This is a genomic window from Segatella cerevisiae (assembly GCF_024054555.1).
GTDB lineage: Bacteria > Bacteroidota > Bacteroidia > Bacteroidales > Bacteroidaceae > Prevotella > Prevotella cerevisiae.
This window is the reverse complement of the sequence record NZ_JAMXLY010000001.1, coordinates 153,915-179,180: the sequence shown is the minus strand read 5'-3', so window position 1 is coordinate 179,180 and position 25,266 is coordinate 153,915. Positions and strand designations below refer to the sequence as shown.

Here is a 25,266-nt window from a genome sequence, read left to right as displayed (position 1 = left end):
TGTTATGACTTTTTCCTATGGTCTTTGTTCTTTGATTTCCGGTCCTCTGTATCTTTGTTTGCAGGCTCCGGCATTTGCCCCTCTTCCCGGAGTTCCTTTTCTTTCAGTGCCTTGTGGCTGTAGGCCACTCTCCAGAAAGCCGTAATGTTGGCGAGGAGCGCAATCAGAGCCATTCCTCCTGCTACCCACCAAAGACTCTCTGTGCAACCGGTCAGAATAGCGGTAATGGAAGTGATGACGACACGCTCGGGGCGTTGCAACAGTCCTACCTTGCACTCTATGCCCAAACCCTCAGCGCGGGCGCGGACATAACTGACCATGACTGAACCGACCATTGCGGCAAAGGTGATGACACCCCACCAAAACCCTTCAGAAGGTCCAATGGAAGAAGAAACTTCAAATTCGGAAGGATCAGGTTGGAAGCGGAGGAAAACCAGGCAAATGCCGAACAGAGAAACCAGTTCACTGTACCTGTCTAACGTGGAATCCCACATCGCACCGAAAGTACTTGACAGATGTCCTTTCCTTGCCAGTCTCCCGTCCATTAAGTCGAAAAGGCTCGAGAAGATAAGGACGCCGCCTCCCCAGCCGATCTCATGAAGTCCAATTATTACAGTGTTGGCATCCACAACGACTGCTCCCATGATATAGGCCGCATGTATGAATATCCCCGCTGCAACCAGATTGCCGATGAATCCTACTGTGGTGACCATGTTCGGGGTGATACCCAGTCTGAACATGCCGTTAATCAGAGGATCAATGATCTTATAGATCATTTTTTGAAGGAAATCTCTGTAATTCATATTTTTAATTTTAGATTTCTATTATTGTCCAATCATTGTCTCGTCTCCGTTGATTTCTGATCTGCCGATTCCAACCTCTCATAGGACTTCCCTTGTATGGCCCCTGACTGGGATTGCGCTTCTTCCGGTACAGATGCAGGATTGGCGGAAGCCTTGAGAGGATGCGGTTCTTTGTAAGAGAATACGAATTTCCTCTGTCCGGGATAGTTCCATAGTAAAGCTACGAATATGGAGATGATGCACTTGACGACGATGAAATAGTCCTTTCCGATCAGGTAAGTGACCAGATCTGTACCGCCACCGTTCAGAAACAGACTTCCACTCCATATCATAAAATATCTCAGGGCAATGCTTCTTTTGTTTCTTCTTGTATTCTTGAAAACATAACGGTAATTGATACAGCAGTTGGTAATGCCCCCGCTGATGACCCCAATGAGGTTAGCCCACATATAAGGCAGATATTCTGCCTCTGTGAGTCCGATAGACAGACCGAAGTCGATGATACTTGCAACAGAGGCGCTCATTTCAGCCTTGCTGATCAACCATATCTCGTGTCTGATTTGATTTAAATGACCCATCCGGGAATATTACCTACTATAATTAAGATGATCATAGAATAGATTCCTGCAAGCAGATCATCTGCCATTACCCAGAAAGCACCTACCTTCCGGTCCAGAATTCTTATTCCGAGGGGTTTGAAAATATCGAAGAAACGGAAAAGTATCAGTGCACCCAATGCCATCCATATCCGATTTTCGTATATAAAAGCCGGTGCCGCCAGCAAGGCTGTCCACTGTCCCACCATTTCGTCTACGACGACTCGCTTGGGGTCATTCCCCCAAGATGGCATCAACTTTGCCGTTGCCCATACCCCGGCTATCGTAAATACAATGATCAGGACGAACGTAAAGCATTCCAGTGCGACAGGAAAGGACTCTTTTGCAGGGAGAGGAATGAGTTCCCCTAAAAGAATCCATATCAATAGTGCCAGGACTGCTCCTGCTGTCCCCGGACATAGCGGGAAATAGCCGCTCCCGAATCCTGTACCTATGATCTTGGGTAAGGTGGAGACTGGCTTGAGGGGTCGTAAATGCCTGCTCTTTTCTTTGTCTATTTCTTTTTCTCCCATGAATAAGGGTACTATTCTTTTCTGGTTTGCAAAATTAATAAAAAAACGTAAATAACGAAAAATGTTTTATGTATTTCTCAAATAATACGTATCTTTGTGTGCTGTAATTATTGGTTCATTGGTTATTATTAAGGTAGTGGAGAGTGTTATAAAAAAATCAGTTTGCATCTTTTTTTTGCTGCTGTTGGTTGTTATTCAGGTCCATGCACAGGATCAGAAGGTTACCGGGAAAATTCTGGATGAGTCTGGCAATGCCATCGCTTTCGCCAGTGTTTCTTATAAGGGACACCATATCGCTGTGTCCAGTGACTCCGATGGTCAATTCCAGATAGATCGCCACGTAGGGTGGAATCTCACGATATCTTGTTTGGGATACAAATCTCAAACCGTGAAAGTGACGGCTGATAACAATCCTCTTTCTGTAACTCTGAAAGACGACAGCCGCAGCATTGGCGAAGTGGTGGTCAAGTCGAAAAGGGGGCGCTACCGTAGGAAAGACAATCCGGCTGTAGAACTGATGAGACGTGTCATCGCTGCAAAGAAGCGTACGGATCTGAGGAACCACGATTACTATACCTACGACAAGTATCAGAAGATCACCTTGGCTATCAATGACTTGAAACCGGAGACGCTGAAGAATAAATTCTTCAAGCGACGGAAATATTTGCAAGACCAGGTGGAAACTTCACCTTATAACAATAAACTTGTACTGCCGTTGTCTGTTGATGAAACGGTCAGCCAGCACATCTACCGGAAAAGCCCTCAAAAAGAAAAGGACATCATCAAAGGTCAACAGAGTACGGGTGTCGGCAAACTTTTGCAGACCGGTGCTATTCTGAATACGATGTTGAAGGAAATCTTCACGGATGTGGATATCTATGAAGACCATGTGCGGCTCCTTCAGTTTCCTTTCCCTTCACCTATCGGGAATACGGCTATTTCATTCTACCATTTTTATATAGACGATACAGTCTATGTAGACCGTGACAAGTGTATTCACTTGGATTTCATACCGGCTAATTCCCAGGATTTCGGTTTTCGAGGCGAATTATGGGTATTGGCCGACAGTACGCTGCATGTCAAGAAGTGCAATCTCTATATGCCTCATAATTCCGATATTGACTGGGTCGATGATATGAAGATCGAACAGGAATATACGCGTTTGAGTGACGGGGAATGGGTGCTGACGAAGGATGATATGATCGCGGAGATGCGCCTTACGGACTTTCTGTCCAAAGCGCTCGTCGTCAGGAATACGAGACTGAGCAATTATTCCTTTGATGAACTGCCGAGCCAACTCTTCAAGGGGAGGGCACTCGTCAAGCACGACGTCAACGAAATGAACCAGGGCGAGGATTTCTGGAAGCAATACCGGTCGGTACAGTTGACCAAGGGCGAATCGTCGATGAACACATTCATTGAGCGGATGACCCAGTCGCATGGATGGAAATACATCATTACGGGTGCCAGAATATTTGCTGAGAATTATCTGGAGACAGGCTCCAAGAAGACGCCCAGCAAATTTGATCTTGGACCTCTCAACACGTATGTCTCCAGTAATTATGTGGACGGACTTCGACTGCGCTTTGCAGGACGGACGACGGCTGCATTGAACCCTCATCTGTTTTTCGACGGCTATGGCGCTTATGGCACAAAGAGCGAAAAATGGTATTATGGAGGCAAAGTGTCGTATGCTTTCAATAAGAAGAAGCATTCTTCTTTTGAGTTCCCGCAACGGAACATTGAGTTTGAGACGACCTCTGATGTCATGTCTGATGCCGACCGCAACTTGGTCCACAATAAGGATAATATCTTTATGACCCTCCGTTCTTCCACAGAAGATCAGATGTTTGCCTATAACCGCCAGCGTCTGAGTTCTATCTATGAGACCGACTGGGGATTTAGTGTCAGCGGCGGCATTCAGACAGAGAGCAATCGGACTGCCGGGAACCTGCATTATTACTATATGCCGAAGTCTCCTCAATCGGTCATCGCAGGAGTAGATGCGGAAGCACGCAAAATACGGATGACAGATGCAGACCTGACGCTGCACTACAATCCGGGGGTTACTTTTGTCAATACGAAGCAGCAGCGATTCCCCGTCAATCTGGATTCGCCTGATTTCTATATTTCACAGACATTGGGCTTGAAGCATTTCCTTGGGGGACAGTTCAACAGTTCCATTACGGAAGCCGGTATCTATTATCGCTTCTGGCTGGGAAGTTGGGGAAATATTGACACGCATGCCACTGCTAAGGCACAATGGAAGAAAGTTCCGTTCCCAATGCTGGTGATGCCACCTTACAACATGAGTTATTTCATGCTTGAAAACACGTTCAGTATGATGCGTGACTGGGAATTCATCAATGACCGTCAACTCTTCTGGTCGGCTGCATGGGACATGAACGGAAAGATATTGAACCGCCTTCCGTTGATCAAGAAACTCCATTGGCGGGAATACTTTGCCATCAAAGGGATGATCGGTCATCTTACGGAAAAGAATAACCCGTTCTTAGAGCAAAATCAGGCAGATCCTGATATCTATCTCTTCCCGAAAAATTCTCACGTGATGTCTCACCAACCGTATTGGGAAGCTTCATTCGGTGTTCGCAATATCCTGAACTTCTTTACTGTTGAATTTGTACGGCGGTTGACTTACCTGAACAATCAGAATGTCCATAAATGGGGCGTGCGGTTTAGCTTCGATGCCAGTTTCTGATGGTGTCAAAAGACAATCAGCAATGTCATAATACTTACTTTTTGTCAAAAATACTTTTATTTCTCAATAGAAATTACTATATTTGCGACAAATTGTAATACTAATGAAGATATACCTCGCTGATAAACAAGATATCACTCGTGCAGGATTGATTTATGTCATTGATGGTATAACGGGCACAGAGTACAAGTATACTGAAGATAAAGATGAACTTCTGGAAGCTTTGAAAGTTCAGGAGAAGGCTGTGGTCATCCTTGACTATACGCTTTTTGATATTAATGACATCGAAGAACTTCTGATCCTTAATTCCCGTTTTCCAAAGGTCCATTGGTTGCTTTTCTCAGAAAACCTGAGTTTGGATTTCGTCCGCCGTATCCTTGCCAGCAATAATGATTTCAGTATCCTTCTGAAGGAATCTCCCATGTCTGAGATCCGGGAAGCGATAAGCTTTGCGATCCGTGGCAGGCGGTATATTTGCCAGATGGTCACGGAGATGCTGCTGAAACCGGAAAACAACGATGAGGAAACCGTAAAATTGACTAAGACAGAAACGGAGATCCTGAAAGATATTGCCTTGGGGATGACGACAAAAGAGATTGCTGCCAAACGCTTCTCCAGTTTCCATACCATCAATACCCACCGTAAGAATATCTTTCGTAAGTTGGGTGTCAACAATATCCATGAAGCGACGAGATATGCACTCCGTGCAGGACTTGTGGATTCAGCTGAGTATTATATCTGACTTGAAAAAGCGCAGCGTTTGTCTGTGTTCTTTTTCCAGACCAACCCTAAAGAATGATGAAGGCTTAAAAGTGTCTCCCGACAATTTTAAGCCTTTTTGTTTCCAACTAACTTATTATCTTCATTACACATTCACATGCTTTTCCTGCAAATATAGTATATTTAGACGATCTTTGTATTCAAAAAATGACAAAAACTTACGTAAACGTTAGCGCTTTTTCCATACTTTTGCTATCTTTGTGGAAAATATATGGTTCCGTAAATCCCTCATTATAAGTTGCGGGATTGCTGACGGAACAATACCATTAAAAATGTGATCAATGAAGCAGCATCGTACATCTTTGAAAGACTTGGCCGACAAACTTGGAGTAAGTATCGCTACCGTCTCCAGGGCATTGCGGGACAGTCATGAGGTGGGCGAGGCAATGACGGCGAGGGTCAAGGCTCTTGCCAAACAGATGAATTACCGCCCGAACCCTTTTGCCCAAAGCCTTCGGAAAGAGGCGCCCAAAGTGATAGGCGTGATTGTACCGAATCTTGTGACGCATTATTTCGCCGCTGTCTTGGATGGGGTCGAGGACTATGCTTCCAAAAAAGGTTATTCTGTCATTTCCGCCAACTCCCACGAAAGTCATCTGCGTGAAGACCGCGCTATAGACAATTTCCTGGATATGCACGTGGAGGGTATCATCGCCTGTCTGGCACAGGATACGGTAGATTACAGCCATTATGAGATGCTTCACAAGATGGGAGAACCTTTGGTCTTCTTCGGACGAACCTGTTTGGAGGACAAGTTTTCGACGGTCGTGGCCAATGGCGATGTCGCCGCACAGGAGGCCACACAGCATCTGATAGATAAAGGGTCGAGACGGATTGCTTTCATTGGCGGTCCGAACACGTTGAACATGGTCAGACGCCGTAAACACGGTTATCTGCAGGCTTTAAGGGAAAACAGAATACCCATAGACCGGTCGTTGGTGATCTGTGACAAGATCGATTTTGATATTGCCCGCAGCCATACGGTTGAACTCTTGAAGAGTGAGCATCGGCCTGATGCCATCTTGGCCTTTAACGATATCATCACTTATGCCGCTTTCGATGCCATCAAGAGTTGTGAGTTGCATATTCCTGAAGATGTAGCGATTATCGGTTTTACTGACGGTGATAGTGCCGCTTTTGTAACCCCGAAACTTTCGGCAATTATGGATCAGGCACATGAGACGGGGTGCAAAGCCTGCCAACTCCTCCTTGAGAATATTGCTGGAGAGTCGGGTGTGCGCCAGGAAGTTGTCCCGATGATCCTGAAAATCCGTGAAAGTTCTGAGAAACAATAAATATCTACTTAACAATATAGAGCATGTTCAGCAAATGTCATCATCTCATTCCTTTTTTAGCAACATTATGATCTATGATATTCGGAAAATTGTAGCTATCTTTGCAAAGTAACTATTACTTAATGAACATGAAGATCACTAAATGGATGCTCTCCGCCGTTTTCCTTTTATTTGCTGCCGCAGTTTCAGCAGCAGATTTCGTGCAGAACGGCAATCAAATTATTGTCCGTCTCCAATCTCCTGAACAAGATGGACCTCGATTGGTTTGTCTTCAGGTGGTAGGCGACCAAATCATACGTGTACGTGCTACCGCAGAGGACTCGTTTTCTGTCAAGCAGAGTCTGATTATCGTGCCTCAGACCGTCAGCCCTGATTTTCGGGTTGCCAGAGAGGGGGATATTGTCGTTGTCCGGACTTCCAAGATAAAGGCAGGGGTCAACTTGAAGACAGGCCGTGTCGCATTCTATCATCCTGATAACCGTCTTTACCTTCAGGAGACGGCTCATGGCGGCAAGATGATCCGACCCTATGTTGTGCCGACTCGTGATATAGGCGTGGGACATCTTACGGATGCGCAGCGAAAAGGCTGGTCTTATCGGATTCTCTTTGACAGTCCTTCTGATGAGGCTTTCTATGGGTTAGGACAGCATCAGGCAGGAGAACTGGATATGAAAGGACTCAATGAAGACCTTTTCCAGTATAATACCAAGGTGAGTGTCCCTTTTGTCGTGAGCAACCACAATTATGGGATCTTATGGGACAGTTATTCCTATTGCCGCTTTGGAAATCCCAATCCTTATCAGCAACTTAATCATGCATTCACTTTGTATGACAGGAACGGGAAGGCGGGAGCGTTGACGGGAGTCTATACGGATAAGGCGGGCAAGACTTTGGTCCGGCGGGAAGATTCCCTCTATTTTGAATATGCTTGTCCGCCCCAATCGAAGATAGCGAATGCTACTGACCATGGCGGGATACAGAACTTTCCCCAAGGTTTTTCCCTGAGTGGGGCGAAGGTCGTCTATGAAGGTTACCTGCAGGCACCTGTTGATAATAATTATCATTTTATCCTTTACTATGCCGGTTATATCAAAATGTATCTGGGAGGCAAATTGGTTGTCCCGGAGCGCTGGCGTGCAGCTTGGAATCCAAATGCCTGGAAATTCATTTTCCATTTGAAGAAGGGCCTGAAGGTACCTGTGCGCATAGAGTGGAGTCCTGACGGTGATGTCAGTTATTGTGGTCTGCGGGCTGCAACACCTGAGAGTGATGTCGAGCAGGGCAAACTGAGTATTTGGAGTGAGATGAGCCGGGATATAGATTACTGTTTTGTGGCAGGTGAGAATCTGGATGATGTCATATCCGGTTATCGTACGCTTACAGGAAAAGCACCGGTCTATCCAAAATGGACTTTAGGCTTCTGGCAGAGTCGGGAACGTTATCATAACAGTTTTGAAGTTGAGCAAACCATGGCGGAATTTCGCAAGCGGCATATCCCCGTTGACAATATCGTGCAGGACTGGAATTACTGGAAGATCGATTCATGGGGCGACCATACTTTCGAGGCGGCCCGTTATCCCAATCCCCAGGCCATGCTGGACAGCATCCATCAGTTGCACGGGCGTTTTATGATTTCTGTTTGGCCGAAATTCTATACCACTGTCAAGAACTACAAGGAACTTGATTCACACGGTTGGATCTATCATCAGGCTGTAGAAGATTCCATCAAGGACTGGTTGGGCTATACTGGCTCTTTCTATGATGCCTATGCTCCCGGAGCCCGGCAGATGTTCTGGAATCAATTGAATGACAGTTTGTACAGTAAATACCATTTTGGAATCGATGCCTGGTGGATGGATGCTTCAGAGCCGAATGTTCGGGATTGCACGCCGATGTGGTATCGTAAAGCCCTGTGTGGTCCTACCTATTTGGGTTCGAGTACGGAATATTTCAATGCCTATGCGCTCATGAACGCAGAGGCCATTTACAATGGGCAGCGTCAGGCGAATCCGGATCAGCGGGTCTTTCTTCTGACCCGAAGTGGCTTCGCCGGTCTGCAACGTTATGGTACAGCAACTTGGAGCGGAGATATTGGGACCCGTTGGGAAGACATGAGTGCTCAGATTACGGCCGGACTGAACTATTCCTTGTCCGGACTGCCCTTCTGGGGCATGGATATAGGAGGCTTCTCCGTGGAAAATAGGTATATGGCTGCCCAGGCTCTTTTTGACCGGACTGGGAACGAGAACAAGGATCTCAAGGAATGGCGGGAACTACAGACAAGATGGAACGAATTGGGTTGCTTTGTCCCCCTCTATCGTACACACGGACAATGGCCTTTACGGGAAGTCTGGAACATTGCTCCAGATAATCATCCTGCCTATCAGGCAATTGTTTCCACAGACCGTTTCCGCTATCGGATGATGCCTTATTTGTACAGTTTGGACGGGGCTGTCCACTTCCGGGACTATACCTTGATGAGAGCATTGGTGATGGATTTCAATGGGGATCCGAAAGTGTATGACATCAAGGATCAGTGGATGTTCGGTCCTGCTTTCATGGCTTGTCCTGTGACACGCTACCTGGCACGCTGCCGTCGTGTGTATCTGCCTAAACAACGGGGATGGTATGACCTATGGTCTGGGAAGCATTATGCCGGAGGACAGACGATTGTGGCTGCGGCCCCTTATAGCCGTATCCCTGTCTTTGTTCCGGAGGGGGCGATCATTCCTTTCGGACCTGCTGTAGAGTGGAGTGACGAGACGCCGGCAGAATTGATAGACTTGTATGTCTATCAGGGAACTGATGGAAAATTCATGCTCTATGAGGATGAGGGTGTCAATTATAATTATGAGAAAGGGGAGTATGCCGAGATCCCTCTTTCTTACAGTGAAGCGCATAAAACTTTGACGATCGGCAAGCGTAAGGGCTCTTTTAAAGGGATGTTGCGCAAGCGGCGTTTCCATGTTGTCTTCGTACGTCCCGGTCAGTCTCATCCTTTGGATCTGGAACATTCAGACGGAGTTATGATCGCTTACGACGGGCAGGAAGTGAGCGTCAGGCTTCAGTAAATTCGGGCTTTGCAACATGTGTTAGATGAATTGGAATGAAATCATTTAAGTCATATAATATCAACTTTAGAAACAAATAGACAATGAAAAAATGGGTAATGTCCGTATTTCTTTTATGGATCTGTTCGCTTGGAATTCAGGCAGGGGAGAAAAACTGTTTTGATAATGGATGGTTATTTTTCCTCGGCAATGATGCCCAAATGTCATCAGAGGGTTTTCAGGATGCTAACTGGAGAAAACTCGACCTGCCCCACGACTGGGCTATAGAGGGGGACTTCAGTGATTCCAATCCCAGTGGTGCGGGGGGCGGTGCCCTTCCCGGGGGGATAGGTTGGTATCGCAAGCATTTCACGGTATCCGATCTTCCTGGTCAAGGTAAGGCTGCACATTACTATATCGATTTCGATGGTGTTTATATGAACTCAACGGTTTATCTGAATGGTCATGAATTGGGTAACCGGCCTTATGGATACAGTTCCTTCCGCTATGAACTTACACCTTATTTAAATAAGACGGGTGAGAATGTCCTGGCTGTAAAGGTGGACAACAGTGACCAGCCTAATTCCCGCTGGTATAGTGGTTGCGGCATCTACAGGCATGTGTGGGTCGTGGGTACATCTGACCTCCATATTGCACACTGGGGAATGCACGTGATCTCTCAGGCGAATGGACGTATGAATGTGGATGTCGCTCTGGAAGGCAAAGTCGCCAATGGTCAGTCTCCTGTTTTTCGATATACCGTATTGGATCCTGCGGGACGTGTCGTTGCCAAGAAGGAGAGCAGCCGGCAATCAATACAACTGAAAGTCCGTGCGCCACAGTTATGGTCCATCAGCCATCCTTGTGTCTATCAGGTGACCGCTCAGGTTCTTCTGCACGGCCAAGTAGTCGATACGGAGTCGACGACAACAGGTTTCCGGGCTTTCCGCTTTGACCCTAAAACCGGTTTCTGGTTGAATGGAAAGAACATCAAACTCAATGGGGTTTGCGACCATCATGATTTCGGATGTCTCGGGGCTGCACTGAATGAGGATGCACTCCATCGCCAGTTGCAGATGTTGAAAGATATGGGATGCAACGCCATCCGCTGTTCCCATAATCCTCCAGCACCGGAACTCCTGAATATGTGCGATACCATGGGCTTCATTGTCATGGACGAGGCCTTTGATATGTGGCGGAGAAAGAAGACAAAGAATGACTATGCCCGCTTCTTCGACAAATGGCACGAAAGGGATCTGACCGATATGGTTATCCGGGACCGCAATCATCCTTCCATCTTGATGTGGAGTATCGGCAACGAGGTCCTGGAACAGTGGACGTCTAAAGGAAATGACGAGTTGACTTTGGAACAGGCAAACTTGCTGCTCAACGCCGGCCATGATGCTTCGACACTTGCTCAATCCAGCAAACTCTCCCCGAATTCTTTGCTCACCATTCACTTGGCAGATATTGTGAAGAAATACGACCGGACACGTCCTATTACGGCAGGTTGTAATGAACCTAATCCGAATAATCACCTTTTCAAAAGCGGGGCTTTGGATATCATTGGGTATAACTACCACCATCAGTGGATCAAGGATGTACCTAAGAATTTCCCGAATAAACCTTTCTTGATGACAGAAAGCGTGAGTGCGCTGATGACAAGGGGGTATTACCAGATGCCTTCGGATTCTATATTCGTTGTCCCCAACAGATGGGACCGTTCTTATACCGATCCTTCTATGATGTGCTCAGCTTATGACAATATGCATACGCCATGGAGTAGTACACATGAGGAAACTTGGGACGTCGTGAAACACACGCCTTATTGTTGCGGACAGTTTATCTGGACTGGTTGGGATTACATCGGGGAACCGACACCTTATAGTTTCCCTGCCCGAAGCAGTTATTTCGGTATCATCGACCTCGCAGGATTTCCCAAGGATGTATATTACATGTATCAGAGCGAATGGACCAACCGCGATGTCCTGCATTTGTTCCCACACTGGAACTGGCTGCCGGGTCAGACGATCGATATGTGGTGCTATTACAATCATGCCGATGAGGTGGAATTGTTCGTTAACGGTAAAAGTCAGGGCGTCCGCAAGAAAGCCAATGACCATCAGTATCACGTGATGTGGCGTGTGAAATTTGAACCGGGTACAGTAAAGGTTGTTGCGCGCCGGAATGGAAAAGTTGTCCGTGAACAGGAAATCCATACTGCAGGTGCTCCTGATCATATCCGACTGACGACAGACCGCATGAAACTCCTTGCCAATGGGAAGAGTTTGGCTTTTGTGACGGTTGAGGTCGTGGATAAAGATGGAAATCTCTGTCCTAATGCAGAAAACGAGATCTATTTTGATGTAGACGGTGCAGCTACGATTGCTGGCGTTGATAACGGAAGTGAATTTTCCATGGAACGTTTCAAGGACAATAAGCGGAAAGCTTTCTTCGGGAAATGTCTGGTCGTACTGGAATCTGCAAAGACCCCAGGTCAAGTGACGCTCACTGCCAAAGGTGTGGACTTGAAATCAGATGCCCTGCACCTCGTGTCAGAATAGGCAAGTTATTATTGGTTAGTTTTTCCTTTGACCCTGAGGGTCATCGGCAAATTTGATCTTGACGAACGGGATGCCCATCGACTTGAAGAGATTATAGAAGCGGTCACTTGCATTGAGTCTGGCACTTGCCAGGTTATCAGGTGTAAGACATTGTTTCTTCATGAGATGGACAGCCCGATTATAGAGCGCATCATGGTCGTCTGCATTCCAATGGCCGCTCTCGAAGAAGGTCTTGGTGCGCGCTTCGTCTATAAATTCATTATCCAGGAGTCGTATGGGAGGAAGCAGACAGGTCAGGGTATCATGATCCCTGCTGATCCAGTTCTTTTCCGTATCCTTCATGTCAATTCCCAGTCTGATGGTTCCATAGTAGATGTTCATAAGTTCGTCGTCACCGAAAAAGCCGTGTCGGATGGTGTCGACCAGTTCTTCGTCACTGACAGACAGAAATTCCCATTGACCGATATTCTTTATAGATTCTATTTGGGCAGGCGTGATAAGGGTATTGCCGTTTTGAGAGAAAGAGAAATGGTTGTCTTTGACGATCAGACGGACGACAAAGACTAGAACGATAATACCGATAATCAGCAAACTTATTTTCAGTAAGGTCCCTTTCAAGAAAGATGAAAGGATATTATTCTTTTTCATGTTCTATTCTGTTTGTGTTCAAAAGTTGTTGAATATCACCTGCGGTGAAATCTTTTCTGAAAGTAATCTTGATGTTTTCCTGTGAATACCCCATTGCCTCGGCTAACGGTATCAGTATCTTGGCTGCATTCTGACGTGCCGTTTCAATGATACCCATGTGAGGGATGTCTTCTAATATCGCATTTCTGCCCTGCTGTTCGTATGCTGACAGTTCATCCTCATTGAACCCGCTGCGCAGAAGCGGGACGCTTGAGCGTATCCCCTGGTGGTCAATCTTAGTGCTGGTAATTTCGATCTTGGGGTCAGGAAGAATAATCTCCAATTGACCTGAATGTTTCTTGATATTTCTCTTCGAAAAATCATTGAAATCAATATATGCTTTCAATGTGGCTGTCATGGGAATGGCGATCCTTCGTGTCCCAGCGGGGATATGGATGTCAAAGGACTGGTGCAATAAAGAACCTTTCAATTGCATTTGGTCCTTGTGAGTGACGATTTTCCGGACTTTATATTCTGCCGTATACAACCGTGAGCATTTTTTGATTTGCATCATCAGCATTGACAAAGAATCATAGGATTCATTGTTTTGTGCTGTATGGTTCTTTCCGCATGACATTAATGTCAGGATCAAAACGGATAAGAACAGGATGGATTTCTTCATATGGAGGTCTCTTGTTTTTACAAATATACTGAAAAAAGTTAAATTACTTGACTTTTTTATTATTTTTTGATGTTTGTGTCTTATCTGTCCGTTCTTTTTGCCTGTGGAAATGTGGGGATAGGTGAGTTGAATACCAAGAAATACGTTTATTTAGCGGGCCCCGGACGTCTTCTTATAAGGATCAGTAATTGGATTGACGAATGTTCTGTTGTCCCTCTGGCCGTCTCAATTTAAGATCACAGGAATCTCTTTTTCCCTTTCCGTGAAACTCCCTTTTTTGTCTTCAGTAAAACAAGCCCTTTTACCTTCAGTGAAACAGCGCTTTATGTTTCTCGAAAGTTAGCGCTTTGTTTCTCGAAAGAGACGCCCGCCTTTCGAGAAACTACCATTTCTGCTTTCAGGAAGGGTCAAACCGCTTTTTTCTATTACTGTGACTCAGCCTAAAAAGGGAGATGACTCAACCTGAAATTAGCAGATAATATTCTCTCTTTATAAGTGAGATGCGCAGATGTTTTAGAGTAAGATTCCCGATCCTTTCCTGTATGTCATCTTGGATAAATAGGCACGGCAATTCAAGGCATGCTGATTTCATAGACAAGTGTCCGATTCTGTTTTCCTTTCGAGTATGTGCTAAAGGCTATCAGTCCCTATTACCAAAAGACAATTCTTTTTAAGAAAGTTTTAATGCCCGCCTCATTTCTTCTCAACTCTCTTCGGAGAACGTGTTTCCTTCCTTGGATCATCCAGATCCGGTGGATTGAAAGCCTCTGACAGTCAACCGAAATATCCCTGGCAGAAAATGTAGCTTCTGCGACAGATCCGCCGCTTCTTTCCCTTCTGTATTCCACTCTATGGATAAGTCGGCTCCCACGAGTACCAAACAAATCAATGGGAGGGGAGAATATCTAACTTTTTTTTATTACCTTTGTAAAATACAAAGAGTAAACAATAATGAAAAAGATTGTATACGCAGCAGCAATGCTTGTTTTGTTTGACGGAGTATTTAGCTCCTGTTCCAACAAAAAGAAGAGCAATGACATCATTGTGCCGAAAAGCGTTGTAGCTCCTGCCAAGAAAAAGGCAACTCAGAGTATGAGTACTTCACATGACATCCGTACGACTTCTTGGATGGGGGAGACCTATACCATAGATGTACTCCGGAAGTCAGATACTTCATTGCCTCTGGCACAAGTCGATGAGAGTACGAAATACTATGATAACAGAATAACGGTGAAAGTGTTTCGTAAGGACGGAGGAGTCTTTTTCAACCGTTCGTTCACCAAGTCTGATTTTGCCAGTTATCTTGATGCCGATACAAAAAGCAATGGCGCCTTACTGGGAGTCGTATTCGTGAAAGTCGACGGCGATGCCCTGCAGTTTGCAGTAAGTGTGGGTTCTCCGGACGCTACGAGTGATGAATACATTCCTTTGGACCTGAAGATCTCACATTCAGGTTCGGTCAGCATCAGTGAAGACAGTAGTATGGATACCGGTTCTGATATGCAGTCAGAAGATGAAGATTAAAGAAATAACCCGTAGAAAGATATAAATAAAAAGGCTGGAATCCGATGGATTTCAGCCTTTTTATTAGAATTTTGCCATCTTGATAGCATCAATGGCACATTCATCTCCTTTATTTCCTAATTTGCCCCCACAGCGGTCAAGCGCCTGCTGATGGTCATTTGTCGTGAGAAGGCCGTAGATAATGGGAATTTCCTGAGTGGCATTCAGTCGGGCAATTCCGTTTGTCACGCCTTGGCAAATATAATCAAAGTGAGGTGTATCGCCTCTGATGACGCTTCCCAGGATGATAACAGCGTCATAGCCACCGTTCAATACCATTTGGTGAGCGCCGTAAATCAATTCAAAACTCCCGGGAACCTTCTTGATGTGAATATTTTCAGAAAGACAACCATGCTTTTCCAATGTCTTCACTGCTCCGTCTAGCATAGCGCCTGTAATATCATGATTCCATTCCGCCACTACAATACCGAAGCACATATTGCTGGCATCAGGAACACTGTTAAAATCGTAATCTGAAAGATGATGTAATGCTGTTGCCATTATTTCGTAGAAGCCCTTTCTATATATTTATCGATTTCATGGCTTTGGACGAGAGCAGAGTTGACATATTTCTTCTTGATGTCCTGATAGATCTTCAGGGCGTCGTCTTTCTTGCCTTGACTTTCCAGAATTTCTCCGGCTTTGATCAGGAAGGTAGGAGAGAGACTGTTGTTCCGATGATCCATCGCATGTCTGTCAGCCATTTCTGAAGCTTTCTTGAAGTTGTCAATAGCCTTGTCGAGTTGCCCGTTGTGAGCATAGGCATCGCCTAAAGCCCCTATAGCAGCCGGACTGACCATCTGATCGCCTTTAGCGTCATATTTCTTAAGATATTCCAAGGCATCAGCCCATTTGTTCAGATTGGCATAGCACAGACCTGCGTAAAGGTTAGCCAGATTGCCGGCATCCGTGCTGCCATAGTTGTCAGCAATAGCCAGAAAACCGTTATAGCCTGCTCCATCCCCATTGAGTGCCTTGTCGTACATCTCGTTATCAAAGTATTCCTGACCCCGGCCGAGTTCTGTACTGGCTTTGTTTTCATTAGGAACAGCAATGAGATTATGGTAAGCTATGATGCCGCCGATAATCACGATGATGGCTACGACAACCCATGTGAGGAGTTTTCTGTTTTTTATAAAGGTTGCTTCAGATCTATTGAGGGTATCATCCATGTCTATAGAACCCTGTTTCTTGTTTTTTGCCATTATTGTTAATTAATTTATTGTTTCATCATTGAACTGCAGGTCATCGTCTTTTCACTGTTTCGAGGATTTCATCCCTTGGCACGTGCTTGGCGGCTGCCGGTGAAGTGTTCACTCACAGGTTGTGGTGGCAGCTTATTATCCCACAGTTTTGTCGTGACAAAATTACTTATATTTTCCCAAATATTGAAATATATCGGGCACTTTTTTCGTTTTTCATGACTAAAAGAATTAACTTTGCAAGAAAGTAAAGCATCAGGAAGGTTTTAAGATATGACTCTCAATCGGATTTCCATCGTCAATTTCAAGAATATCGCTGCAGTGGATCTTGATCTGTCGCCGAAGATGAACTGTTTTATCGGCCTTAATGGCGCCGGCAAGACGAATTTTCTGGATGCAGTCTACTATTTGTCATTCTGCCATAGTATTTCCGGAACTCCTGATGTACAGTTGGTCGAGCACGACAAGGATTTCTTTATGATAGAAGGGAAATACGGTTCTGCCGATGACGCCCATGAGGTGATTTCCTGTTCTGTCAAAAAGGGTCATAAGAAGCATTTCAAGCGCAATGGTAAGGATTACAAGCGGTTATCCCAGCATATCGGTTTGATTCCTCTTATCCTGATCTCTCCATCTGATATCTCCTTCGTCATAGGCGGGGGAGAGGAACGGCGAAAATTTATGGATGTGGCAATCTCCCAATATGACCATATTTATCTGGATGCTTTGTTGCGCTATAATAAGGCTTTGCAGCAGCGCAATGCTTCGCTGAAAGGAGAGTCGGAGCCTGATGCCATGCTCATGGATATTCTGGAAGAGGAAATGGCTCAGCAAGGTAACATCCTTTTTGAGAAGCGTCAGGATTTTATCCAGGCGCTCATTCCTGTATTCCAAAGGATCTACTGTGATATTTCCAATCAACAGGAAGAAGTTTCTCTGCGTTATCTCTCGCACGCCAGTGAAGGCAATCTGTTGGAACTCCTTCGCTCCGGCAGAGACAAGGACCGTATCGTCGGTCATTCTCTTCACGGCATTCATCGGGATGACTTGGAGATGCTGATAGGAGGGTATCCCTTGAAGCGCGAGGGCAGCCAGGGACAATTGAAGTCTTTCGTGCTGTCCCTGAAATTGGCCCAGTTTGATTTTCTCAGGCACAGGACCAACGAGTCGATGCCCCTTCTGTTGTTGGATGACATTTTTGACAAGTTGGATGCCTTCCGTGTAAAGAAGATTGTGCAGTTGGTCTCAGGCAATCATTTTGGCCAGATCTTCATTACAGATACGAACAGGGATCATCTGGACAGTATCCTGCGACAAGTGGACGGCGACTATCGCATTTTCTCCGTAAAAGACGGAGAGATTTCCGAGCGTATGGGGAACAGTGTCATCTCTGACGAGAGCAATAGCCGCCCGGTTGTGGAAAATAAGTTGAATGAGTAAAGGGTTTTCAGATGTTCAGAAGGAAAGTGGAATCGGTAGAAGATGTGATTCGTCAGGCGCTCCGCAAGGACGGTCTGGAAACTCCCCTGCAGCAGCGAAGGCTCATCAATGAGTGGGGGAAGACGACCGGGCCCGTCATCGAAAAATATACGGCTCATCTGTTTATCCGAAATCAGGTGCTGTTTGTGAAATTACTCAGTCCGGCTCTATCCGCAGATTTATCAATGATGAAATCTGCACTGGTGGAAAAATTAAATGCGAAGATCGGCAGTAGGGTGATTACCGATATCCATTTTTATTGAAAATAAGACCCAATGTCCTTATCCTTATAGGATTAGGAAAGGGAATAAGTGATGACTTCATCCATCCTTACATCGTTGGGATCGATGGGAATCTGAGGACATTTTTGGAAATCGAAGCAAATGCCGATTTTATAACAGTTCGGCATTTGCCGGAGGAGTCGGTCATAATAGCCTCTGCCTCTACCCAGTCGATTGCCGGTATTGTCGAATGCCATTCCCGGAACAACAGCTGTGTCTATCTGTGCTAAATTCAGGAAAGCTTTTCCCACTGGTTCCTGGATATTGTAGGTACCTTCACGCATCTTTCCAATACCTTCGTACAGTCTCAGTTCGAGTTTGTCCGGACCAATGACGACAGGCAGGAGAACAGTTTTCCCCTCTTCTTCCAATTGGTCAAGGAGCATTTGGGTCTCGACTTCATCAGGCAAAGCCTTATAGAGCAGGATCACTTTTGCTGTTCTGACGTGGGGGTGATGGAGAACAGTTTGGGTAATGGCTTCAGACTGCCTCTCCCTTAGCAGAGGATCAGACAACTTTTTCTGTTCTCTGATCCATTGCCGGAGTTGTCGCTTGTCAAGCATGAGGTTGCTCTTTCCAGGTGTTCATATATTGCGGTCTCAGAATAAGGGGAGCCGAAGCGATCTTCCCCTTATGTCTTGGACGCGCTTGTTTAGCGTTTACTTTAACTTTGGACAAAGGTTTCTTAGCCCGTTTAGGACGAGCGACAGGCCGTTTGGGGAAAGCTGCGTGGTTACGGAACACCTCGAGAGCCTTTCGGATGACTGGGTCATCCTGGTTGATGTATTCATTCCAAGCCTCTTCATCTAGCATGTTGTAGATGATGCGGCTGTTGATGTAGCGCTGGAGGAGTTTGTGCGACTTTTGTATCAGTAAGTTGCGGCGCTTCAGACCGTTGGAGGCTGCATAAGAGGCAAACTTGTCTACCAGTTTTTGTCTATCCAGGTAGTCTGCAAGTTCCTGCATTTCCTTGAAATTATTGAGTTTCGGTCTGTTGTCGTCAGTATAGGTGAAAGCGTACTGCATGATGAGTCCGCTCATGGCAGCTTCTTTGAAATAAGAAGTCATTCCCGTCGTATCCTCAGGTACGAAGATGTCAGGCGTGATACTTCCGCCGCCGTAGACGACACGTCCGATCCTCGTGTGGTAAGCAGGGCCGTGATGCTTGATGCTGTCACGAGAGAAGAATTCGCCATGCTCGTAACGGTTGAGGAGGTCTTCTTCATAATCCTTGTCATCTCCCAAGGAGTAAGGTTTCTGTATGCAGCGTCCTGAAGGCGTATAATAGCGGGCGATTGTCAGTCGGATCATACTGCCGTCAGGGAAGGCAATCTGCTGTTGCACTAAGCCTTTGCCGAAAGTCCTTCTGCCGATGATCGTCGCACGGTCATTATCCTGCATGGCCCCCGAGAAGATCTCTGCTGCTGAAGCCGTGCCTTCGTTGACGAGGACAACCATAGGGATGTTCTGATAACTTCCGTTGCCGTTGCTTCGGTAGTCTTGTCTCGGACTTCTCCTGCCTTCAGTATAAACGATGAGCCTGTTTTTCGGCAGGAACTCATTGGCAATCTGAACGGCGCTTTCGAGGTATCCGCCAGTATTGTCACGCAGATCGATGACCAAGTTCTTGAATCCTTTCTGTGAGAGTTTGGCCAAGGCGATCAACGTCTCCGGATAGGTCGTTTCACCAAAGTCCTTGATGCGGATATAACCGGTCTCATCATTCAACATGTATGTTGTGGTGACACTCTTTTGTGGAATCTCGCCACGAGTGACTGTAAACTGATGGATCTTCTTGCTGCCGAAACGGATGACACCTATTTCAACTTTCGTATCTTTAGGACCCTTCAGGCGGTGCATGGCCTCCTCATTGGTAACGCCTTTTCCGGTGAAGTTCTTGTTGTTGACCTGCACGATCTTGTCTCCTGCGAGAATCCCCGCACGTTCAGCAGGGCCGTTCTTGATGACATTCTCTACGTGTATGGTATCATTCCGGATAGTAAATTCAATGCCGACTCCTGCGAAAGAACCTTTGAGGTCGTCGTTGGCTTCCTGGGCATCCTTGGCACTGATATAGACAGAGTGCGGATCCAATTGGGCAAGGATAGCAGGAATGGCTTTATCGACCAGAGAGTCGATGTTGACCGGATCGACATATTGATCATCAATGATATGGAGCAGGTTATTGAGTCTGTTACTCCCCGAATTGATGATACTGAGTCTGTTTCCTCCGAAGTGATTGGAGAAGAACGAGCCGATGACAATACCGATAATGACGCATACCGCCATAATAATCGGCATGAAACGTTTGGATTTATTTACATTCATCATGAGTAAACAGTTGCTTATTAGATTGTGGAGAGGATTGCTTTTCCTCATCCGGATTCAAGTATTCTACTTTGACGCCTGCACGAGTGAGCAGATTGATGCCATCGTTAAGGCGATATTTTTCAGCATAGACAACCCTTCTTATGCCGGCTTGTATGATCAGTTTGGCACATTCGATACAAGGTGATGCCGTGACATACAGGGTACTCCCGTCACTGTTGTTGGAACTCCTCGCCAGTTTGGTGATCGCATTGGCCTCAGCGTGGAGCACATAGGGTTTGGTCAGACCGTTCGAGTCCTCACAGACATTTTCGAATCCACTGGGAGTACCGTTGTAACCATCGCTGATGATCATCTTGTCCTTGACGACCAGCGCACCGACTTTACGTCTCTCGCAGTAGCTGTTTTCTGCCCAGATACGAGCCATCCGCAGGTACCTCAGGTCCAGGAGGTGTTGTTTCTTCTGATGTCTAATTTCTTCTTGTGTCATTGTCTTGATGCTTAGGACCCTCCTGACGCTTGATGCCATTACGTTCCAAGAGTGCATCAATAGTAGGCTCCTGACCTCTGAAACGTTTGTAGAGGGTCATCGGATGTTCTGTGCCTCCCTTTGACAGGATGCAGTCGCGGAAGCGTTGGGCCGTCGTACGGTCGAAGATCCCGTTTTTCTTGAACACACTGAAGGCGTCTGCATCGAGGACCTCAGCCCATTTATAACTGTAATAGCCGGCGGCATAACCTCCTGACATGATGTGGGAGAACTGTGTCGTCATGCAACCTTCAGGTAACAGGGGCAGAATCCGTGCCTGTTCCTGTGCTTTGTTCTCGAATGCGACGAAATCGCCTTCAAGCGGTTTATTCAGCGTGTAATAGGCCATGTCGAGGAGTCCGAAACTGACCTGTCTCATACAACTGTAAGCGGCCAGGAAGTTCCGGCTTTTTATAATGCGTTGGATGAGTTCGTCAGGGATAGGCTCTCCGGTCTTATAATGAAAGGCGAAAGTTTTCAGAAAATCCTTCTCTACGGCAAAGTTTTCCATGAACTGTGATGGGAGTTCGACGAAGTCCCACCATACATTTGTTCCTGAGAGACTGGAGAAACGGGTGTTGGCGAACATGCCGTGGAGGGCGTGCCCGAATTCATGGAGGAAGGTCTCCACTTCTCCCAACGTCAACAGGGCAGGTTTATCTCCCACAGGTTTTGTGAGGTTCATGACCAAACTGACCTGAGGACGGACATTTGTACCGTCCTTCTTGATCCATTGGCCTTGGAATTCTGTCATCCATGCACCTTCCTTCTTACCTTTCCGAGGGTGGAAGTCGGTATAGAGCACGGCGAGAAAACTGCCGTCCTTGTCGAATACCTCATAGGCTTTCACATCGGGATGGTAGATAGGAATAGCAGTATTTTGCTTGAAGGTAATGCCGTACAGGCGTGTGGCCAGTCCAAAGACGCCCTTTATGACCCTCGATAATTCGAAATAGGGGCGGAGCATCTCTGCATCCAGATTGTATCGCTCCATCTGAAGTTGATGGGAGTAGAAACTGAAATCCCAAGGTTCTAATTTGAAATCAGCGCCTTCTTTCTTGCGTGCGATAGATTCCACCTCCTCCACTTCTTTTAAAGCGGCAGGTTTGTAGGCGGAAATCAGGTCATCGAAAAGCCGATAAACTGTTTTAGTGTCCCCAGCCATACGCTCTTGGAGAACATAGTCAGCATAAGTCTTGTAACCCAGGAGACGGGCCGTCTCCAGTCTGAGATTGACGATTTGGCGGCATATCTCGATGTTGTTCTCCGGATTGTCGTGTGTGCAGACTGTATTCTTGGCGCGGTACATCTTCTCACGGAGTTCGCGGCGTGTCGAGTAAGTCATGAACGGGGAATAACTGGGATAGTCAAGAGTGAATGTCCAGACCTTTTTCCCGTTTTCCGTATGCTCTGCAGCATCCAAGGCAGACTGTGGCAGTCCGTCGAGGTCTTTCTTGTCAGTGATATTGAGGACAAAGGCCTTGTTTTCCTTCAACAGGTTTTTGGAAAATTGGAGGGTCAGGAGGTTGCATTGTTCCGTCAGTTCTCTCAACCGGGCTTTTCCTTTGTCGTCCAGCAAGGCACCGCTGCGTACAAAACCCTCATAACTCTTGTCCAGAAGTGTTTGTTCTTCAGTAGTGAGCGCTTTGTGGTGGTCGTAGACGTATTTTGTCCTTTCGAATAATTTCTGGTTCAGGCTGACGTCATTGGCATGCTTCGTCAATGCAGGACTGAGTTTTTGTGCGAGCGCTTCGAGATCGTCGTTCGTTTCAGCACTCAACATGCATGAAAAGACAGTAGACGCCCTGTCCAGAAGATCATAGTAATGGTCTCCCTTGCTCTTGTCATCCCAGTCGAGGGTATTTTCGAAAGTAGGTGGCTCTGGATTATTTATGATTTGATCGATTTCCTCATTTTCACGACGGATACCTTCTAAAATAGCTTCTTCATAATCTTTTGAAGAAATGAGATTAAAAGGAACGGTCTGATGCGGCGTATTATAAGGAGCGAAAAATGGATTCAGGTGTCTTTTCTTTTCTATATCATCATTCGTCATGCTCGTACTCTATTTTTGTTACAAAGATAGTGAAAATAGTTGCTTGACACGCATTAAATAGATGAATTTAACATCTATTTCATCCCAATTGTACATTCTGTGCGGGAAAATGAATAAACGAGATAAGTCGAAAGAAAAGTTGAATGAATTTGTTGTCAGGATCAGGTTTTGTTGTCGTGTACGGGCATTGGCGGAACAGACTGTCCGACAGGATAATGATGCACGTTGTTCCCCGGATTGTTCAAGGTCAGCAATCTTTCCAGTGCAGGTATAACTATTTTTCCGCGTCCTAGTTCGATGAGGCCCTCGGCATCCAGTTGATTGAGGGCGTGTGACACTTCCAGCCGATTCTCATTGAGTTCTTCCGCCAAGTCGATCATCCGGATATAAATGGTTTTAGGACCTGCCGGACGATTGCAGTGAGATTCGAAGAATCGGATGATGCGGTGTGTCAGGTCATGGGGCGCCTGCTTCCAAGGCCGTCTGGAGAGTTTCTGAGTTTGTGCGCTGATCATATTGAGGAGGTTGAGGCGGAAGATCTCGAATTCCTCAGAAAGTTTCATGACTTCACATTTGTCCAATGTCATCAAACTGACTTCTGTCTTGCTGATGAAGGCTTTCGTGAAGCGCTGGTGCAGTCCGAACAACCGTTCAGGTTGCAAGACATCCGAAGCTGACAGTTCTTCTATGAAGCGGTAGCTGTGATCATCGGCAGTAGTTTCAGTGTACAAACTGCCGTTTAATAAGAAATAGAGTTGGTCGCAGGCGTCATTTTCTTCTATTATCCTTTTTCCCTTATGGTATTTTACGAAGCCAAAAGGCGTATGGGAAATGATCTGCGAGAGGTCTTCACGGCCAAGCCCTAAGAAGAGGGGCAACTTCAGAAGTTGATTATATGCTCTTAGTTCGGCCATGGTATCATTTCTAAAACTGGAATATCAGATTAAAGGTGCCTCCCAATCTGCTGCCTCCCTGTCTCCCGTATCCCGGTACATACCATGTGTTCCCGATATCCCCGTCGTTATGAGTGAGGCGTCGCCTGCATCTGATGCTCCATCCTAAATGGATAGGTCCTGAGATCTTGACATCCACGCCTGCCACTGCCTCTAGCCATTGGTAATTGGCTTTGACATCCTTGGCTTCATAGGGTACGACATTTCCCCAGACCGGGTCCGTCACACCGGTACTTGTCACATCAAATTTGTAGGAAGTCATGCCATACCTGAACCCGCCGTACAACCGATAGATGTCGTGCTTGTTCTTGAGCATATTGAAATCCAGTCCTATGCGGACATACGGAGCACCTGTCTTGTAATGCAGGTTGGTCGAGACATCTTTGGCGTCAGCCTTTCCATAGCCAACTTCTATAATGGGAAAGTATTTGTCTTTGAGGTCCACCCTCACTGCTGCTTCATACTGACCGTAGTCACTGAGCCACATTTGAGCAGCCCCCAGAAGATCCACAGTTACTTCAAAACTTCTGAAGGTAGCTGTCGTGTCGTTTTTCAATCCCGCAGGTGTACGTGACGTGGTCTGCTTTTTAGGCTCCTGAGTCTTCCTCTGAGCATTCAGGGGACAACTGCAGAAGAGCAGCAGGTCAATCGTGATAGCGGAAATAAATATAGAAATGTGGTTGTGAAGCATCATAGTTCACTTGAGCGTTATGGATGACAATAGAGTCAATGGTGTGTTTAGTATAACTCACAGAGGTAAGTGTATGGAAATACGAGGGGTTGCAATCCACAGATTCGAAGTGAGTCTGATTCGTCTTTTTAACTTTTACAGTGTCGGTGAAGGTCTCGCCGTCTGCTCTCTTGATATGGAAGTGGAATTCATCTTGATCTCCCATATAACTGACGGGGAGTTCAAAACTGTCTACACCTATGGCTTGATTCAACAGTATGGTGTCGGAATCGTCGGTGAGGCGACTGGTCGTGACCGTGAGCGTGTCAGCAAGGGTCTTGACATCCCCTTCCAACTGGTATTTGGTGTACACCCTGTTCATGTATGGGCAATCCAAACTGGAGCAACCGGCAAGGACAATGCCTGCCAGTATCATGATCAGGGCAGCGGCTCTGAGCGTCTTCTCCTTGCTTGATTTGCCTTGTCTCTTTTTTGTTTTCATAAATTATTATTCCAAAAGAAAACGACCTTCGCACAATACATCGGCATGATGAAC

22 protein-coding genes are annotated in these 25,266 nt (G+C 46.2%); 8 read left to right on the top strand and 14 right to left on the bottom strand.

Annotated features, from left to right (window positions below; all coding sequences use genetic code 11):
• Nucleotides 1–2 precede the first annotated feature (2 nt).
• From NG821_RS00660 to NG821_RS00650, 3 genes are read right to left on the bottom strand one after another with little or no spacing between them, the layout of a single operon-like run.
• Nucleotides 3–803 (bottom strand): CDP-alcohol phosphatidyltransferase family protein, encoded by an 801-nt coding sequence (locus tag NG821_RS00660; RefSeq protein WP_252759722.1) that lies wholly within the window; start codon nucleotides 801–803, stop codon nucleotides 3–5.
• Between the two features lie 32 nt (nucleotides 804–835).
• Complete coding sequence (locus NG821_RS00655; protein ID WP_252759721.1) at nucleotides 836–1,381, bottom strand: GtrA family protein; 546 nt, start codon at nucleotides 1,379–1,381, stop codon at nucleotides 836–838.
• A complete protein-coding gene (locus tag NG821_RS00650) occupies nucleotides 1,369–1,932 on the bottom strand; it encodes a phosphatidylglycerophosphatase A family protein (RefSeq protein WP_252759720.1) in 564 nt (187 codons plus the stop codon). Before NG821_RS00650 ends, NG821_RS00655 begins: the two co-directional genes overlap by 13 nt.
• Nucleotides 1,933–2,107: 175 nt before the next feature.
• Between NG821_RS00650 and NG821_RS00645 the strand changes: the two genes are divergently transcribed.
• The 5 genes from NG821_RS00645 to NG821_RS00625 all read left to right on the top strand — a co-directional run bounded on the left by NG821_RS00645 (nucleotide 2,108) and on the right by NG821_RS00625 (nucleotide 12,340).
• Entirely contained in the window at nucleotides 2,108–4,651 is a 2,544-nt protein-coding gene (locus NG821_RS00645) for a DUF5686 and carboxypeptidase-like regulatory domain-containing protein (protein WP_252759719.1), read from the top strand.
• Nucleotides 4,652–4,754: 103 nt separating this feature from the next.
• Nucleotides 4,755–5,393 (top strand): response regulator transcription factor, encoded by a 639-nt coding sequence (locus NG821_RS00640; protein WP_252759718.1) that lies wholly within the window; start codon nucleotides 4,755–4,757, stop codon nucleotides 5,391–5,393.
• A 319-nt stretch (nucleotides 5,394–5,712) separates the two neighbouring features.
• Nucleotides 5,713–6,726, top strand: coding sequence for a LacI family DNA-binding transcriptional regulator (locus NG821_RS00635; RefSeq protein ID WP_252759717.1), 1,014 nt, complete (start codon nucleotides 5,713–5,715; stop codon nucleotides 6,724–6,726).
• A 128-nt stretch (nucleotides 6,727–6,854) separates the two neighbouring features.
• Entirely contained in the window at nucleotides 6,855–9,797 is a 2,943-nt protein-coding gene (locus NG821_RS00630) for a TIM-barrel domain-containing protein (protein WP_394802044.1), read from the top strand.
• 83 nt (nucleotides 9,798–9,880) lie between these two features.
• The gene (locus tag NG821_RS00625) at nucleotides 9,881–12,340 is read left to right on the top strand and encodes a glycoside hydrolase family 2 TIM barrel-domain containing protein (protein ID WP_317233065.1); all 2,460 of its coding nucleotides are present in this window, start codon (nucleotides 9,881–9,883) and stop codon (nucleotides 12,338–12,340) included.
• Nucleotides 12,341–12,355: 15 nt separating this feature from the next.
• On the opposite strand, the gene NG821_RS00620 is transcribed toward NG821_RS00625, so the two are convergent.
• Together NG821_RS00620 and NG821_RS00615 are read right to left on the bottom strand one after the other, a co-directional pair.
• A complete protein-coding gene (locus NG821_RS00620; RefSeq protein WP_252759716.1) occupies nucleotides 12,356–12,988 on the bottom strand; it encodes a DUF4230 domain-containing protein in 633 nt (210 codons plus the stop codon).
• Complete coding sequence (locus NG821_RS00615; protein ID WP_252759715.1) at nucleotides 12,975–13,649, bottom strand: DUF4230 domain-containing protein; 675 nt, start codon at nucleotides 13,647–13,649, stop codon at nucleotides 12,975–12,977. Before NG821_RS00615 ends, NG821_RS00620 begins: the two co-directional genes overlap by 14 nt.
• Nucleotides 13,650–14,600: 951 nt before the next feature.
• Here NG821_RS00615 and NG821_RS00610 point away from each other — a divergent pair.
• Nucleotides 14,601–15,173, top strand: a complete 573-nt coding sequence (locus NG821_RS00610; RefSeq protein WP_252759714.1) for a DUF4738 domain-containing protein — start codon at nucleotides 14,601–14,603, stop codon at nucleotides 15,171–15,173.
• Between the two features lie 63 nt (nucleotides 15,174–15,236).
• Here the strand turns inward: NG821_RS00610 and ribH are convergent, their stop codons facing one another.
• A complete protein-coding gene (gene ribH, locus NG821_RS00605) occupies nucleotides 15,237–15,713 on the bottom strand; it encodes a 6,7-dimethyl-8-ribityllumazine synthase (RefSeq protein WP_252759713.1) in 477 nt (158 codons plus the stop codon).
• On the bottom strand, nucleotides 15,713–16,417 hold the full coding sequence (locus NG821_RS00600; RefSeq protein WP_252759712.1) for a tetratricopeptide repeat protein: 705 nt from the start codon (nucleotides 16,415–16,417) through the stop codon (nucleotides 15,713–15,715). Before NG821_RS00600 ends, ribH begins: the two co-directional genes overlap by 1 nt.
• A gap of 270 nt (nucleotides 16,418–16,687) precedes the next feature.
• On the opposite strand from NG821_RS00600, the gene recF reads away from it, so the two are divergent.
• On the top strand, nucleotides 16,688–17,854 hold the full coding sequence (gene recF / locus NG821_RS00595; protein ID WP_252759711.1) for a DNA replication/repair protein RecF: 1,167 nt from the start codon (nucleotides 16,688–16,690) through the stop codon (nucleotides 17,852–17,854).
• Nucleotides 17,855–17,865: 11 nt separating this feature from the next.
• The gene (locus NG821_RS00590) at nucleotides 17,866–18,156 is read left to right on the top strand and encodes a DciA family protein (RefSeq protein ID WP_252759710.1); all 291 of its coding nucleotides are present in this window, start codon (nucleotides 17,866–17,868) and stop codon (nucleotides 18,154–18,156) included.
• 32 nt (nucleotides 18,157–18,188) lie between these two features.
• Here NG821_RS00590 and NG821_RS00585 read toward each other — a convergent pair whose 3' ends face one another.
• The 7 genes from NG821_RS00585 to NG821_RS00555 form a co-directional block, all read right to left on the bottom strand.
• On the bottom strand, nucleotides 18,189–18,737 hold the full coding sequence (locus NG821_RS00585; protein ID WP_252759709.1) for a 5-formyltetrahydrofolate cyclo-ligase: 549 nt from the start codon (nucleotides 18,735–18,737) through the stop codon (nucleotides 18,189–18,191).
• Entirely contained in the window at nucleotides 18,730–20,502 is a 1,773-nt protein-coding gene (locus NG821_RS00580) for a S41 family peptidase (RefSeq protein ID WP_252759750.1), read from the bottom strand. The genes NG821_RS00585 and NG821_RS00580 overlap by 8 nt, the downstream gene beginning before the upstream one ends.
• Nucleotides 20,489–20,992 (bottom strand): dCMP deaminase family protein, encoded by a 504-nt coding sequence (locus NG821_RS00575; protein WP_252759708.1) that lies wholly within the window; start codon nucleotides 20,990–20,992, stop codon nucleotides 20,489–20,491. The genes NG821_RS00580 and NG821_RS00575 overlap by 14 nt, the downstream gene beginning before the upstream one ends.
• Entirely contained in the window at nucleotides 20,973–23,087 is a 2,115-nt protein-coding gene (locus NG821_RS00570; RefSeq protein ID WP_252759707.1) for a M3 family metallopeptidase, read from the bottom strand. Before NG821_RS00570 ends, NG821_RS00575 begins: the two co-directional genes overlap by 20 nt.
• 161 nt (nucleotides 23,088–23,248) lie before the next feature.
• Entirely contained in the window at nucleotides 23,249–24,001 is a 753-nt protein-coding gene (locus NG821_RS00565) for a Crp/Fnr family transcriptional regulator (protein ID WP_252759706.1), read from the bottom strand.
• 10 nt (nucleotides 24,002–24,011) lie between these two features.
• On the bottom strand, nucleotides 24,012–24,734 hold the full coding sequence (locus NG821_RS00560) for a DUF6048 family protein (RefSeq protein WP_317233064.1): 723 nt from the start codon (nucleotides 24,732–24,734) through the stop codon (nucleotides 24,012–24,014).
• Nucleotides 24,685–25,212, bottom strand: coding sequence for a DUF6452 family protein (locus NG821_RS00555; protein ID WP_252759705.1), 528 nt, complete (start codon nucleotides 25,210–25,212; stop codon nucleotides 24,685–24,687). Before NG821_RS00555 ends, NG821_RS00560 begins: the two co-directional genes overlap by 50 nt.
• Nucleotides 25,213–25,266 lie beyond the last annotated feature (54 nt).